Source organism: Streptomyces sp. BA2, assembly GCF_009769735.1.
In the GTDB taxonomy this organism is placed as follows: Bacteria; Actinomycetota; Actinomycetes; order Streptomycetales; family Streptomycetaceae; genus Streptomyces.
The window spans coordinates 2,764,349-2,778,223 of the sequence record NZ_WSRO01000002.1 but is presented as its reverse complement, the minus strand read 5'-3'; the positions used below and the strand labels follow the sequence as shown (position 1 = coordinate 2,778,223).

General features: G+C 71.1%; 17 protein-coding genes. 13 read left to right on the top strand and 4 right to left on the bottom strand.

Annotation, left to right across the window (positions count from 1 at the left end; translation table 11 throughout):
- Positions 1 to 123 precede the first annotated feature (123 nt).
- Positions 124 to 1,638 (bottom strand): oxidoreductase, encoded by a 1,515-nt coding sequence (locus tag E5671_RS15205; protein WP_237330590.1) that lies wholly within the window; start codon positions 1,636 to 1,638, stop codon positions 124 to 126.
- A 225-nt stretch (positions 1,639 to 1,863) separates the two neighbouring features.
- On the opposite strand from E5671_RS15205, the gene hisD reads away from it, so the two are divergent.
- From hisD to E5671_RS15160, 10 genes are all read left to right on the top strand, one after another.
- The gene (gene hisD / locus E5671_RS15200; protein WP_160504500.1) at positions 1,864 to 3,189 is read left to right on the top strand and encodes a histidinol dehydrogenase; all 1,326 of its coding nucleotides are present in this window, start codon (positions 1,864 to 1,866) and stop codon (positions 3,187 to 3,189) included.
- On the top strand, positions 3,186 to 4,301 hold the full coding sequence (locus E5671_RS15195) for a histidinol-phosphate transaminase (protein ID WP_160504499.1): 1,116 nt from the start codon (positions 3,186 to 3,188) through the stop codon (positions 4,299 to 4,301). The genes hisD and E5671_RS15195 overlap by 4 nt, the downstream gene beginning before the upstream one ends.
- Positions 4,298 to 4,891 carry an imidazoleglycerol-phosphate dehydratase HisB gene (gene hisB, locus E5671_RS15190; protein ID WP_135330188.1) on the top strand — a complete coding sequence of 198 codons (594 nt, stop codon included), beginning with the start codon at positions 4,298 to 4,300 and terminating at the stop codon, positions 4,889 to 4,891. Before E5671_RS15195 ends, hisB begins: the two co-directional genes overlap by 4 nt.
- 4 nt (positions 4,892 to 4,895) lie before the next feature.
- Positions 4,896 to 5,060 carry a hypothetical protein gene (locus tag E5671_RS45405; RefSeq protein ID WP_202121127.1) on the top strand — a complete coding sequence of 55 codons (165 nt, stop codon included), beginning with the start codon at positions 4,896 to 4,898 and terminating at the stop codon, positions 5,058 to 5,060.
- 16 nt (positions 5,061 to 5,076) lie between these two features.
- Positions 5,077 to 5,718 (top strand): imidazole glycerol phosphate synthase subunit HisH, encoded by a 642-nt coding sequence (gene hisH, locus E5671_RS15185; protein WP_160504498.1) that lies wholly within the window; start codon positions 5,077 to 5,079, stop codon positions 5,716 to 5,718.
- 17 nt (positions 5,719 to 5,735) lie between these two features.
- Positions 5,736 to 6,464: a bifunctional 1-(5-phosphoribosyl)-5-((5-phosphoribosylamino)methylideneamino)imidazole-4-carboxamide isomerase/phosphoribosylanthranilate isomerase PriA gene (gene priA, locus E5671_RS15180; protein ID WP_160510205.1), complete on the top strand. Its 729-nt coding sequence runs from the start codon at positions 5,736 to 5,738 to the stop codon at positions 6,462 to 6,464.
- Positions 6,461 to 6,868, top strand: a complete 408-nt coding sequence (locus E5671_RS15175) for a RidA family protein (protein ID WP_160504497.1) — start codon at positions 6,461 to 6,463, stop codon at positions 6,866 to 6,868. The genes priA and E5671_RS15175 overlap by 4 nt, the downstream gene beginning before the upstream one ends.
- On the top strand, positions 6,865 to 7,620 hold the full coding sequence (gene hisF, locus E5671_RS15170; RefSeq protein WP_160504496.1) for an imidazole glycerol phosphate synthase subunit HisF: 756 nt from the start codon (positions 6,865 to 6,867) through the stop codon (positions 7,618 to 7,620). Before E5671_RS15175 ends, hisF begins: the two co-directional genes overlap by 4 nt.
- A 128-nt stretch (positions 7,621 to 7,748) precedes the next feature.
- On the top strand, positions 7,749 to 8,354 hold the full coding sequence (locus E5671_RS15165; protein WP_160504495.1) for an ArsR/SmtB family transcription factor: 606 nt from the start codon (positions 7,749 to 7,751) through the stop codon (positions 8,352 to 8,354).
- Positions 8,355 to 8,368: 14 nt separating this feature from the next.
- Positions 8,369 to 9,616 carry an MFS transporter gene (locus E5671_RS15160; protein WP_336605761.1) on the top strand — a complete coding sequence of 416 codons (1,248 nt, stop codon included), beginning with the start codon at positions 8,369 to 8,371 and terminating at the stop codon, positions 9,614 to 9,616.
- Between the two features lie 5 nt (positions 9,617 to 9,621).
- Here E5671_RS15160 and E5671_RS15155 read toward each other — a convergent pair whose 3' ends face one another.
- Together E5671_RS15155 and E5671_RS15150 are read right to left on the bottom strand one after the other, a co-directional pair.
- Positions 9,622 to 10,026, bottom strand: a complete 405-nt coding sequence (locus E5671_RS15155; RefSeq protein WP_160504494.1) for a VOC family protein — start codon at positions 10,024 to 10,026, stop codon at positions 9,622 to 9,624.
- The gene (locus E5671_RS15150; protein ID WP_160504493.1) at positions 10,026 to 10,661 is read right to left on the bottom strand and encodes a TIGR03085 family metal-binding protein; all 636 of its coding nucleotides are present in this window, start codon (positions 10,659 to 10,661) and stop codon (positions 10,026 to 10,028) included. Before E5671_RS15150 ends, E5671_RS15155 begins: the two co-directional genes overlap by 1 nt.
- An 81-nt stretch (positions 10,662 to 10,742) precedes the next feature.
- Between E5671_RS15150 and hisI the strand changes: the two genes are divergently transcribed.
- Positions 10,743 to 11,123 (top strand): phosphoribosyl-AMP cyclohydrolase, encoded by a 381-nt coding sequence (gene hisI / locus E5671_RS15145; RefSeq protein WP_160504492.1) that lies wholly within the window; start codon positions 10,743 to 10,745, stop codon positions 11,121 to 11,123.
- Here the strand turns inward: hisI and E5671_RS15140 are convergent.
- Positions 11,104 to 11,571, bottom strand: a complete 468-nt coding sequence (locus tag E5671_RS15140; protein WP_160504491.1) for a hypothetical protein — start codon at positions 11,569 to 11,571, stop codon at positions 11,104 to 11,106. The two genes, hisI and E5671_RS15140, sit on opposite strands and share 20 nt — an antisense overlap.
- 78 nt (positions 11,572 to 11,649) lie before the next feature.
- Here E5671_RS15140 and E5671_RS15135 point away from each other — a divergent pair, with 78 nt between their 5' ends.
- On the top strand, positions 11,650 to 13,152 hold the full coding sequence (locus E5671_RS15135) for an anthranilate synthase component I (RefSeq protein WP_160504490.1): 1,503 nt from the start codon (positions 11,650 to 11,652) through the stop codon (positions 13,150 to 13,152).
- A gap of 7 nt (positions 13,153 to 13,159) precedes the next feature.
- Positions 13,160 to 13,831, top strand: a complete 672-nt coding sequence (locus tag E5671_RS15130; protein ID WP_336605760.1) for a TIGR02234 family membrane protein — start codon at positions 13,160 to 13,162, stop codon at positions 13,829 to 13,831.
- Positions 13,832 to 13,875 lie beyond the last annotated feature (44 nt).

Sequence of the window (13,875 nt, the reverse complement as noted above, 5' to 3'; positions counted from 1 at the left end):
AAGCCGCAGGTCGGGGCAGTGCCAGGGGGTGGCCGGTGAAGCTTTCGCATCGGTCGTTCGGTTGCCTGACACATGGTCAAGGAAAAGCAAAATATCTGTCCCCGGTGGCCACGGAAGGCCCGCTCAGTTCCTCCGCAGCAGCCTCGTCGCCCCCGCGGCGACCGTCGTCGCGAGCACCCAGCCGAGCAGGATCAGGATCGCCGCGAACCACTGCCAGCCGCCGCGCAGCTGCCAGTAGCTGTCCTGGCCGAGGTTGATGACCGGGAGCAGCAGATCGAGGGCGAAGAGGGCGGGGTTCCAGTTCGGGTGCTCGCCCGGTTTGATCGCCGGGTGGTCGGCGCGCGAGAAGGCCACCGCGCTCACCGCCCAGAGCACCGCCATCCAGAGGGCGGCGCGGCCCGGCCGGTAGCCGTAGGCCACCGTCCAGTCCTGGGCGAAGCCCCAGAGCTTCGCCGCGAGCGGCAGGGTCTCGCGGCGTCTGCGCTGCTTGGCGAGCAGGACCTCGCGGGCGTCGGCGTCCTCGCCGCTGTCGCGCAGGACGGTCGCCAGCTTCTCGTACGGCTCGGGGCTGTACTCGGCGGTCGCGGCCGCCACCCAGCTCAGCCGCCGGGAGAGCGGGAAGCTGCCCTGCGGGACGAGGTTCTCGTAACTGAAGCCGCCCATCTGGAGACCGCCGGGACCCGGCCAGCTGATCGACTTGTCGATGAGCGTGACGACCTTGGCGCCGGACAGAATGATCTTGCCGCGCTGCGGGGCCTCGCCGAGGAAGCGCAGCTCGGGGGTCTGGACGCGGCGCAGCGACACCTCCTGGTCGTTCTCCAGGGTGAAGCGCGCCTGGGCCAGGTCGACGGCGTCCCCGAAGCGCCCGTCGTCGAGCCTGATGCCGCCCTGGCACTCGAAGCGCTGGACGCGGGTGCCGCGCGGGGGAGTGGTGCCGCTGGTCATGGGGGGATCGCCGAGCGCGGCGGGCGTCATGTACAGCGTGCGTTCCACGGTCATCTGCGGGGCGTTGAGCGCCCGCTGGCCGTACGGATTGGCGAGCTTGCTGCCGCGCAGGCTGAAGGAGACGCCGACCTTCGCGCCGCGCAGGCTCAGCTGGCCGTGCGACTCCATCATCTCGGCCTGGAGGTCCTGCCCGACCGAGAGCCCGTCGCCCATGATCGAGTTGCCGCGCCGGTCGCGGTAGATCACGGCCTGGTTGATAAGGAGGTCGGTGCCGATCTGGGCGTCCGTGAGCCGCATGCCGTTGTGGATCCGGCAGCGCGGCAGGTGCAGATCGCCCTCCGTGTGCACGCGGGCCGCCTCCACGCGCGGGATCGAGCAGTTGACGAGACGCAACGTGGTGAACTTGGCCTCGGGGACGAGCACTTCCTTCTCGAAGCGGCAGTGCTTCAGCTCGGCGTAGGGAAGGACCTCGCCGCCCGCAAGATCGAGTACGTCCGTGATCTGGAGGCCCGAGAGCTTCAGCGACGAGACCCGGCCCGAGAGGGCGGGCGGCCCGTCGAGGAGCAGCCAGCACACGATGCGCGCGCGCACGCTGCGTTCCGGACCCCAGGGGTGGCCGCCGTGCGGGTCGTCCGCCATCGCGTCCCCGGAGCGGAGGTCATAGACGCTGCCGTTGCGGAAGGCCTGCCACATGCCGATCTCGGCGGCGGTCAGTCCGTCCGGCGGGTCCCCGGTGCCGGTGTCGTCGACCACTGCTGTTGTCCTCCCCGTGCTCCTGCGATGCGCTGGCTCTCGTACACCTGTTCATGCCCGCTCAGTGACGGGCTGAACGCTAGTGGTGAACGTGGTCTTCCGGGATTCATATCAGCCAGTGATACGGCGTCCGGCCCGGAATCAGGGTCTGAGAGAATTGGCCATGTGATCTCCCGAATCGATCTGCGCGGCGACGCCCTCCCCGAGGGTCCCGCCCTGCGCGCCCTGCTGCCCCGTGCCGACTTCGACGTCGCGGCCGCCCTGGAGAAGGTGCGGCCCATCTGCGAGGACGTACATCATCGGGGCGACGCGGCGCTGATCGAATACGCGGAGAAGTTCGACGGAGTACGCCTTGCGCAGGTCCGCGTCCCCGCGACCGCCATCGCCGAAGCCCTGGCCGGTCTCGACCCGCTCGTGCGCGAGGCGCTCGAGGAGTCGATCCGCCGCGCCCGCATCGTCCACCGCGAGCAGCGCCGCGCCCCGCACACCACCCAGGTCGTCCCCGGCGGCACGGTCACCGAGAAGTGGGTGCCGGTCGAGCGCGTCGGGCTCTACGCCCCGGGCGGCCGCTCCGTCTACCCGTCCTCCGTGATCATGAACGCGGTCCCGGCACAAGAGGCGGGCGTCGAGTCGATGGCGCTCGCGTCCCCGCCGCAGAAGGACTTCAGCGGACTCCCGCACCCGACGATCCTCGCCGCCTGCGCCCTCCTCGGCATCGACGAGGTGTACGCGGTCGGCGGCGCCCAGGCCGTCGCCATGTTCGCGTACGGCACCGAGACCTGCGCCCCGGCCAACATGGTCACCGGGCCCGGCAACATCTGGGTCGCGGCCGCCAAGCGCTACTTCACCGGACGCATCGGCATCGACACCGAGGCGGGCCCGACCGAGATCGCGGTCCTCGCCGACGACACCGCCGACCCGGCGCACGTCGCGTCCGACCTGATCAGCCAGGCCGAGCACGACCCGCTCGCGGCCGCCGTCCTCGTCACCGACTCCGTGGCGCTTGCCGACGCCGTCGCCAAGGAGCTGGAGCCGCAGGTCGCCGCGACCAAGCACGTCGAGGACCGGATCGTCCCCGCCCTGGCGGGCAGGCAGTCCGCGATCGTCCTGGTCGACGGCCTGAAGGAGGGCCTGCGCGTCGTCGACGCGTACGGCGCCGAGCACCTGGAGATCCAGACCGCGGACGCCGCCGCCGTCGCGGACCGCGTCAAGAACGCGGGCGCGATCTTCGTCGGCCCCTGGGCGCCCGTCTCCCTCGGTGACTACTGCGCAGGGTCCAATCACGTCCTGCCGACGGGCGGCTGCGCCTGCCACTCCTCGGGGCTCAGCGTCCAGTCGTTCCTGCGCGGCATCCACATCGTCGACTACACCCGCGACGCGCTCGCCGACGTGGCCCAGCACGTGGTGACGCTCGCCGAGGCCGAGGACCTGCCCGCGCACGGTGCGGCCATCAAGGCGAGGTTCGGATGGAAGGTGCCGGAGAACAAGTGACCAACATCGACGACCTTCCCGTACGCGACGAACTGCGCGGCAAATCCCCTTATGGGGCGCCCCAGCTCGACGTACCCGTACGCCTGAACACGAACGAGAACCCCTACCCGCTCCCCGAGCCGCTCGTCGAGCGCATCGCCGAGCGGGTCCGCGAGGCGGCACGCGACCTCAACCGCTACCCCGACCGCGACGCGGTCGAGCTGCGCACCGAGCTCGCGCGCTACCTCACGAACACCGGCGGCCACGAGGTCACCCTCGCCAACGTCTGGGCGGCCAACGGCTCGAACGAAGTCATCCAGCAGCTCCTGCAGACCTTCGGCGGGCCCGGACGCACCGCCATCGGTTTCGAGCCCTCGTACTCGATGCACGGCCTCATCGCGCGCGGCACCGGCACGGGCTGGATCTCGGGCCCCCGCGGCGACGACTTCACGATCGACGTCGAAGCGGCGACGAAGACCATCGCCGAGAACCAGCCCGACGTCGTCTTCGTCACCACGCCCAACAACCCCACGGGCAACGCCGTCTCCGGCGACACGGTCCTCGCGCTCTACGAAGCCGCACAGGCCGCCAAGCCGTCGATGGTGGTCGTGGACGAGGCGTACGTCGAGTTCAGCCACGGCGACTCGCTGCTGCCGCTGCTCGCGGGACGGCCGAACCTCGTCATCTCGCGGACCATGTCGAAGGCCTTCGGAGCGGCCGGGCTGCGCCTCGGCTACCTCGCCGCCGACCCGGCGGTCGTCGACGCCGTGCAGCTCGTACGCCTGCCGTACCACCTGTCGGCCGTCACGCAGGCCACCGCGCTCGCCGCCCTGGAGCACACCGACACGCTCCTGAAGTACGTCGAGCAGCTGAAGCAGGAGCGCGACCGCCTTGTGAGCGAGCTGCGTGCGATCGGCTATGAAGTGACCGACTCCGACGCCAACTTCGTCCAGTTCGGGCGGTTCGAGGGCGAAGGGGCCGCCCACGCGGTCTGGCAGCGGATCCTCGACCGGGGCGTCCTGGTCCGGGACAACGGAGTGCCGGGATGGCTGCGGGTCTCCGCAGGAACCCCGGAAGAGAACGACGCGTTCCTCGATGCGGTACGCGAACTGAAGAAGGAGCAGCTGGCATGAGCCGCGTTGGACGGGTCGAACGGACCACGAAGGAGACGTCGGTCCTCGTCGAGATCGATCTCGACGGCACCGGCAAGGTCGAGGTCTCGACGGGTGTCGGTTTCTACGACCACATGCTCGACCAGCTCGGCCGCCACGGCCTCTTCGACCTCACGGTCAAGACCGAGGGCGACCTGCACATCGACACCCACCACACCATCGAGGACACCGCCCTCGCCCTGGGCGCCGCCTTCAAGCAGGCGCTCGGCGACAAGGTCGGCATCTACCGCTTCGGCAACTGCACGGTCCCGCTGGACGAGTCGCTCGCCCAGGTGACCGTCGACCTGAGCGGCCGCCCGTACCTCGTGCACACCGAGCCCGAGACCATGGCGCCGATGATCGGCACGTACGACACGACGATGACCCGGCACATCCTGGAGTCCTTCGTCGCGCAGGCCCAGATCGCCCTGCACGTGCACGTGCCCTACGGCCGCAACGCCCACCACATCGTGGAGTGCCAGTTCAAGGCCCTCGCCCGCGCGCTGCGCTACGCGTCCGAGCGTGACCCCCGCGCCGCCGGGATCCTCCCCTCCACGAAGGGCGCGCTGTAAAGCCATGACCGGTCTCAACACCATCCTGATCGTCGTCGGTCTCTTCCTGATCGGCGGCATCATCTCCTTCGTCAAGCAGGGGATGCCCAAGAGCCTGATCACGCTGCTCTCCATCGGCGCGGCCATGTGCATCGTCGCGGGCGTCATGCGGCTCGACTACTGGAACTGAGGGGGCTGATCCACATATGACCGCTCCCAAGAAGGTCGTCGTCTTCGACTACGGCTTCGGGAACGTCCGTTCCGCCGAGCGCGCCCTCGCGCGCGCGGGCGCGGACGTCGAGATCACCCGTGACTACGACACGGCCATGAACGCCGACGGCCTCCTCGTCCCCGGTGTGGGCGCCTTCGCCGCCTGCATGCAGGGGCTCAAGGAGGCCCGCGGCGACTGGATCGTGGGCCGCAGGCTCGCGGGCGGCCGACCCGTGATGGGCATCTGCGTCGGCATGCAGATCCTCTTCGCGCGCGGCATCGAGCACGACGTGGAGGCCGATGGCCTCGACGAGTGGCCCGGCACCGTCGAGCCGCTGAAGGCCGACATCGTCCCGCACATGGGCTGGAACACGGTCCAGGCCGCGGACGACTCCCAGCTCTTCGCGGGCCTCGACGCCGAAGCCCGCTTCTACTTCGTGCACTCGTACGCGGTGCACCACTGGGACTTCGAGGTCGGCAACCCCGCCTTCCGGGCGCCCAAGGTCGCCTGGACCACGCACGGCGAGCCCTTCGTGGCCGCCGTCGAGAACGGCGCGCTGTGGGCCACGCAGTTCCACCCCGAGAAGTCCGGCGACGCCGGCGCCCAGCTCCTCACCAACTGGATCGGAACCCTCTAGGGATGTCAGGGATTTCTGTGAGCAAGCTCGAACTCCTCCCCGCCGTCGACGTCCGCGACGGCCAGGCCGTACGCCTCGTCCACGGCGAGTCCGGATCGGAGACCTCCTACGGCTCCCCCCTTGAGGCCGCCCTCTCCTGGCAGCGGTCGGGCGCCGAGTGGCTGCACCTGGTGGACCTGGACGCCGCGTTCGGCACCGGCGACAACCGCGCGCTCATCGCCGAGGTCGCGGGCGCCATGGACATCAAGGTCGAGCTGTCCGGCGGCATCCGCGACGACGCGTCCCTGGAGGCCGCGCTCGCCACCGGCTGCACGCGCGTGAACCTCGGCACCGCCGCCCTGGAGACCCCGGACTGGGTCGCCAAGGTCATCGCGTCGCACGGCGACAAGATCGCGGTCGGCCTCGACGTACGCGGCACGACCCTGCGCGGCCGCGGCTGGACCCGCGACGGCGGCGACCTCTACGAGACCCTGGAGCGCCTCAACTCCGAGGGCTGCGCCCGCTATGTCGTCACCGACATCGCCAAGGACGGCACGCTGCAGGGCCCGAACCTGGAGCTCCTGCGGGGCGTCTGCGCGGCGACGGACCGTCCCGTGGTCGCCTCGGGCGGCGTCTCGTCCCTGGACGACCTGCGCGCGATCGCCGAGCTCGTCCCGCAGGGCGTCGAGGGCGCCATCGTCGGCAAGGCGCTGTACGCCAAGGCGTTCACGCTCGAAGAGGCACTCGCCGCGGTGGCGACGTCATGAGTGACATCGTCCGCAGGGTGAGCTCGGGCGGCCCGTGGGAAGAGGCCATCGGCTACTCCCGCGCGGTCGAGCTGCCCAACGGCCTCGTCCTGGTGTCGGGCTGCACGTCGGTGGTGAACGGCGTCATAGACGCCGGGACCCCCTACGAGCAGGCGGCCAACGCCTTCCACGTCGCCGTCGAGGCCTTGAAGAAGCTGGGCCTCGGCCGGGAGCACGTCGTACGCACCCGCATGTATCTGACCCACGCGCGGGACGTGGAGGAGGTCGGCCGGGCCCACAAGGAGCTCTTCGACGACGTCCGTCCCGCCGCTTCGATGATCATCGTCTCCGGCTTCATCGACCCGAGTCTGGTCGTCGAGGTCGAGGTGGAGGCCTACGGCCCGCGGGCAGGTGTCGCGGAATGACCCTCTCCGTACGAGTCATCCCTTGCCTGGACGTGGACAACGGCCGGGTCGTCAAGGGCGTCAACTTCCAGAACCTGCGCGACGCGGGCGACCCCGTCGAGATGGCCAAGGTGTACGACGCCGAAGGCGCCGACGAACTCACCTTCCTGGACATCACGGCGTCGTCGGGCAACCGTGAGACGACGTACGACGTGGTCCGGCGCACCGCCGAGCAGGTCTTCATCCCGCTCACGGTGGGCGGCGGCGTCCGCACGGCGGAGGACGTCGACAAGCTCCTGCGGGCCGGTGCGGACAAGGTGGGCGTGAACACGGCCGCCATCGCACGGCCGGAGCTGATCCGCGAGATCGCGGAGCGTTTCGGCCGCCAGGTGCTCGTCCTGTCGGTGGACGCGAGGCGGACCGCCTCCGGGAGCTTCGAGGTGACGACCCACGGCGGTCGCAAGTCCGCCGGGATCGACGCGGTCGAGTGGGCGCACCAGGCCGCCGAGCTGGGCGCGGGGGAGATCCTCCTCAACTCGATGGACGCGGACGGCACCAAGGACGGCTACGACATCGAGATGATCGCGGCGGTACGACGCCACGTCACCGTCCCTGTCATCGCGTCCGGCGGCGCGGGCCGCCTCGACCACTTCCCGCCGGCGATCGCGGCCGGCGCGGACGCGGTGCTCGCCGCGTCGGTCTTCCACTTCGGGGATCTGCGGATCGGCGAGGTGAAGGAAACCCTTCGGGAGGCGGGTCACCCCGTCCGCTGAGCCGCGTTCTTCGCGTCTTCGCGTAAGCCCTGGTCACTGGGTGGCCAGGGCTTTCTGCTCGCGAGATGCGAAGGGAAAGTTGCGCAATTTATATTGCGCAAGTTTTCTTTCGTATCTACGGTGAAGGCATGAACGACAAGCAGCCCAAGCCCGGCGTCGAGTCCCGCCGCATCACCGACCTCGGCACGCTCAAGGCATTGGGGCATCCGTTGCGTCTGAAGGTCTACGGCACGCTGCGGGTGGCGGGCCCTTCGACGGCGTCGCAGCTCGCCTCGCAGGTCGACGAGGCGGTCTCACTGGTCAGCTACCACCTGCGCAAGCTCGCGGAGCACGGCCTCATCGAGGAGGCCGAGGTGCAGAGCGAAGACGCGCGGGAGCGGTGGTGGCAGGCCGCGCAGGAGACCGTGAGCTTCCGGCACGAGGACTTCAAGGACACCCCTGAGGGGGCAGCCACGCACACGGCCGTCGTCCGCAGCCTCATCGCGCACCGCCAGGAGCAGTACGAGACCTACCTCGCCCAGCAGGAGGCATGGGGCGCCGAATGGCGCATGGCGGCCGACCAGTCGGACTTCCTCGCCCGCCTGAACCCCGCCGAACTCACCCGGCTCAACGCCGAGATCCACGCCCTGATCAAGACGTACGAGGAGCAGGGCAAGGCCGCCGAGGCGGCGGGCGACACCGAGGGGCGCGAGAACGTCGCCGTGCACCTGGCCAGCTTCCCCTTCCGGATCTGAGAGGGCTGCCCCACGTGACCACCACCGGCATACGCACGGCCCCCGCCACCCGGAAGCCCGCGCACCGGGACGGCAACGTCCTGCGCTGGCTCAGCGCCTACACCGCGTCGATGGTCGGCGACAGCATCTACTTCGTGGCGCTCTCCTGGGCCGCCACCCGCAGCGGCAGCCCCGCGCAGGCAGGGCTCGTCCTGGCCGTCGGCTCCGTGCCGCGCGCCGTGCTCATGCTCGGCGGCGGAGTGATCGCCGACCGCTTCGGGCCACGCCGGGTGGTCATCGGGAGCGACGCGGTGCGCTGCGTGATCATCCTCGCCGTGGCCGTGCTGCTCCTGCTCGCGACCCCCGGCATCTGGCTCCTTGTCCTCGTCGCCCTGGTCTTCGGTGCCGTGGACGCGCTGTTCCTGCCGAGCGTCGGCGCCCTGCCGGCCCGCATCACGTCGCCGGGAGAGCTCGGCAGAGTGCAGGGGATGCGGGGGTTCGCGCAGCGCGTCGCCACGGTCGTCGCGGCGCCGCTCGGCGGTCTCGCGGTGGCGGTGGGCGGACCCGCGGCCGGGTTCGGCGTGGCGGGGGTGCTCTTCGCGGTCTCGCTGGTGCTGCTGATGGCGGTACGCGTGCGGGAGTTGGCGCCCGACGAGGAAGCGGGGACGAGTGAGACCGCCCGGCGCCAGCTCGTGGGCGGGCTGCGGTACATCCGGGGACACCGGGTGCTGGCCCCGCTGCTCCTGGTCGCCGCCGTGATGGAGCTGGGCTTCTCGGGGCCCGCCAACATCGGCATCGTGCTGCTCGCCGACGAGCGCGGCTGGGGCGCCGCGGGCATGGCCTGGACCGTGGGCGGCTTCGGCGTCGGCGCAGGTGCGGCGGCGCTGCTGCTTGCCGTGCGCGGGCGGATAGCCAGGGCCGGAGCCGTGCAGTCCTGGGGAGTGGTGGCGGGCTCCGTCGCGCTGGGTGCGATCGGCTTCGCCCCCTCGGTCGCCGTCGCGGCGGTGGCCGGGCTCTGCGTCGGCCTGTGCACGGGCCTCGGCGGCGCGCTGATCGGCGCCCTCGTCCAGACCGTCACCGAGCCCGCCTACCTGGGGCGCGTCACCTCGGTGGCGACGCTCTTCACGGTCGGCTTCGCGCCCATGACGTACCCCGTGGTCGGCGCGGCGATCGGCGCCTGGGGCGTCGAGCCGGTGTTCGCCGTGAGCGCGGCGGTGAGCGCGGCGGGAGGGGTGCTTGGCCTCTGCTCCGGCGCCCTGCGCCACGCGGAGCTGCCCCGCTGAGACCCCTACCCGGCGGACGCGACCTGCATCAGCTGCACCAGATTCCCCACCGTGTCGTCGAGCACCGCAGTGATCACAGGCCCCTGCTCCTCGGGCCCCTGAGTGAACCGGACCCCGAGGCCGACGAGCCGTTCGTGCTCGGCCCGTACGTCATCGACGCCGAAGACGATGGCCGGGATCCCGGCCTCGTGCAGCGCCTTGCGGTACGGCTCCGCGATCGGCCCCTCGCCCGGTTCCAGCAGCAGCTCCAAGTCGGGCTGCGCCCCCGCCGCCGCCCCCACGGTGACGAAGACCTGCCCGGCCACCATGTCCACGTGATGCCGGGTCTCGAAGCCCAGGACGTCCGTGTAGAAGGCGTGGGCCTTGGCCACGTCGTCCACGTACACCCCGGTCATCGCGACCCGGATCATCAGATGCCCAGCTGCTTCGTCTCGTGCAGTCGGGCGATCGCGTCCTTGTCGCCGTCCAGTTCGACGTTGGCCGCGTCCTGGCGTCCGTGCACGAACATCACAAGCTCGGACGGCTCTCCGGTCACCGTCACCACGGGAGTGCCGCGGTGCGCCACCGCCGTCTGGCCGTCCGGGCGGCGCAGGACCAGGCCCACCGGAGCCTTGCGGCCCATGAGGCGGGCCATCCGTTCGAGCCGGGACCACAGGACGTCGGAGAAGACCGGGTCGAGCTCGCGCGGCGTCCAGTCGGGCCGGGCGCGGCGCACGTCCTCCGTGTGGACGTAGAACTCCACGGCGTTCGACGCCTCGTCGATCTGTTTGAGGGAGAAGGGGGAGAAGCGCGGCGGGCCCGTCCTGATCAGCTGGATCAGTTCCTCGTACGGCTTCGCGGCGAACTCGGCCTGCACACGCTCCAGGCGCGCGGCCAGCTGCTTGATCAGCAGCCCGCCCGCGGCGTCCGCCCGCCGCTCGCGGACCACCACGTGGGCCGCGAGATCACGGGTGTTCCAGCCCTCGCAGAGGGTGGGGGCGTCAGGGCCCTCCGCCTCCAACAGATCGGCGAGGAGAAGTCGTTCACGCTTGGCATGGGTCGACATGCCATCCAGCCTACGACTCGGAAAGAGGTCCGCCCAGTGGACGCGGCCCGGCGAGGCTCCAGGGCGCGGCACAATGGCCCCATGACCGCCACGCCCCCGCCCAGCAGCCTGGACCCAGAGATCGCCGCCCGCCTCAAGCGCGGCACGGACGGCCTCGTCCCCGCCATCGCCCAGCAGTACGACACCGGCGAGGTGCTGATGCTGGGCTGGATGGACGACGAGGCGCTGCACCGCACGCTCACCACGGGACGCTGCACGTACTGGTCGCGCAGCCGTCAGGAGTACTGGGTCAAGGGCGACACGTCAGGCCACTTCCAGTACGTGAAGTCCGTGGCTCTCGACTGCGACGCGGACACCGTCCTCGTCCAGGTCGACCAGATCGGCGCCGCCTGTCACACGGGCACCCGCACGTGCTTCGACTCCGACTCCCTCACGGTCACCTTCACCGGCACCGAAGCGTGATCGTCTCGCCGTCCCGCAGCACGATGCGGGACGGATCGCCCGCCCAGGAGCGCCCACCGACATCGGCGCGGCACTTCTCCCGTACACCGCTCACGCCCCACTGGGTCATGAACTGACCCAGGGTGAAGTCCCGCCACTCCTCCGACTCCACGTGCAGGGTGCCGGTGGTGTCGTGCGTGTGCAGCGGGCTGTAGCGGGGCTCGGGGCCCGAGCGGTCGATGCCGATGTCCGCGGGAACCGTGACGGGGCTGGCCCCGGAGTACACCTTCAGGGTGGTGTGGATGTGCATGTCCATCCCTTCGGAGTCGAGCATCTCCAGGCCCGCGGCCCGGACCCTCTCGGGTACGTCCTTGGGGGCGGGCCACACCACGGGGTCGGGCGCGGAGGCCGCGAACGCGGTCGAGGCGAGGAGGAGGGCGAGGGCGGGCAGCGTACGGCGGTTGGTCATCGTCCCGTTCTAGCGGCCGGTGTTCCACCTGTCGGCCAGAAACACCGTCCGCCACCCGCACGGCCGTAAGCTCCTCCCATGGATCTCGAGACCTTCCGCAAGCTCGCGAGCGACCGCCGAGTGATCCCCGTCAGCCGCAGGCTCCTCGCGGACGGCGACACTCCCGTCGGCCTCTACCGCAAGCTCGCCGCAGAGCGGCCCGGCACGTTCCTCCTGGAGTCCGCGGAGAACGGCCGTTCCTGGTCTCGCTACTCCTTCGTCGGCGTCCGCAGCGCCGGCACCCTCACCACCCGCGACGGCGAGGCCCACTGGCTGGGCACCCCGCCCGTCGGCGTCCCCACGTCGGGCGACCCGCTCGACGCCCTGCGCGCCACCGTCGAGGCCCTGCACACCCCGCGCGACCTGGCGTCCGGGATGCCGCCCTTCACCGGCGGGATGGTCGGGTACCTCGGCTACGACATCGTGCGGCGCCTGGAGAAGATCGGCCCCGGCGAGCGCGACGACCTCCAGCTGCCCGAGCTGACCATGCTGCTCACCAGCGACCTCGCCGTACTCGACCACTGGGACGGCTCCGTGCTCCTGATCGCCAACGCGATCAACCACAACGACCTGGAGACAGGCGTCGACGAGGCCTACGCCGACGCCGTGGCCCGCCTCGACACCATGGAGGCCGACCTGTCGCGGGCCGTCTCCCAGCCCCCGGCCGCCCTGCCGCCCTCCGAGCTCCCGCCGTACACCGCGCTGTGGGGCGGCGAGCAGTACCAAGAAGCCGTCGAGGACATCAAGGAGCGCATCCGCGCGGGCGAGGCCTTCCAGGTCGTCCCCTCGCAGCGCTTCGAAACCCCTTGTGACGCGAGCGCGTTGGACGTCTACCGCGTGCTGCGGGCCACCAACCCGTCGCCGTACATGTACCTCTTCCGCTTCGACGGCTTCGACGTGGTCGGCTCGTCCCCCGAAGCCCTCGTCAAGGTCGAGGACGGCCGCGCCATGGTGCACCCCATCGCGGGCACCCGGCCGCGCGGCGCGACGCCGCAGGAGGACCAGGCCCTCGCCGACGAGCTGCTCGCCGACCCCAAGGAGCGCGCCGAGCACCTGATGCTCGTCGACCTGGGCCGCAACGACCTGGGGCGCGTCTGCGAGCCCGGCTCGGTCGAGGTCGTCGACTTCATGTCCATCGAGAAGTACTCCCACGTCATGCACATCGTGTCGACGGTCACCGGACAGGTCGCCGAAGGCCGCACCGCCTTCGACGTCCTCACCGCCTGCTTCCCCGCGGGCACCCTCTCCGGCGCCCCCAAGCCCCGCGCGATGCAGATCATCGACGAGCTCGAACCCTCCCGGCGCGGCCTGTACGGCGGCTGTGTCGGATATCTCGATTTCGCGGGCGACTCCGACACCGCCATCGCCATCCGCACCGCGCTCCTGCGCGAGGGCACGGCATACGTCCAGGCCGGAGCCGGGGTCGTCGCCGACTCCGACCCGGTCGCCGAGGACACCGAGTGCCGCAACAAGGCGGCGGCCGTCCTGCGGGCCATCCACACGGCGAACCGGCTGCGGCGCCCCGATGGACGTGAGGGATAGTGGAGGGGTGACTTCTGCCGTACCTCCGCCCCGCACCCAGGCCGCCGATGCCGCCGAGGCCGACGCCGAGCCCGAGACCCGGGCCCAGCGCAGCGGTCGGCGCAGCATCGCCTTCGCCCTGCTGTCCGGCGCGGTCGGCGCGGCCCTCGCGCTGCTCGCGTCCCGCCAGACCTGGGCGAAGGGCACCGCTTCGGTCGCGGGGGGCGAACTGCCGCTGAGCGCCACGGGCAGCGACGTCACGGGCGTACCCGCGGCCCTGGCGATAGTGGGGCTCGCCGCGCTCGTCGCCGTCTTCGCCGTCCGCAAGGCCGGACGGATGCTCGTCTCGCTGCTGCTCGCGCTGAGCGGCGCGGGCACCGTGGCCGCGGCCCTCCTCGCCGCGAACGACAGCGGCGCGCTCGACGAGAAGGCCGCCGAGGCCTCCGGCGACACCGCCGCCACGATCGGTGACCTCAGCCACACCGCCTGGCCGTACGCCGCGGCCGCCGCCGGCGCGCTGATCCTGATCGCCGGTCTTCTCGCCCTGACGTACGGCAGGTCCTGGCCCGCGATGTCGGGACGCTACGAACGCGACGGCGCCCCGCGCCCCCGCAAGGCGCCGCCCAAGGTCGACCCGGACCGCCCCGAAGACCTGTGGAAGGCCCTGGACCGCGGCGAGGACCCGACGCGCGAGGCATGAGACCCCGCGCTCAAGGCACCCGCGCGCGTACGGGACAATGGAAC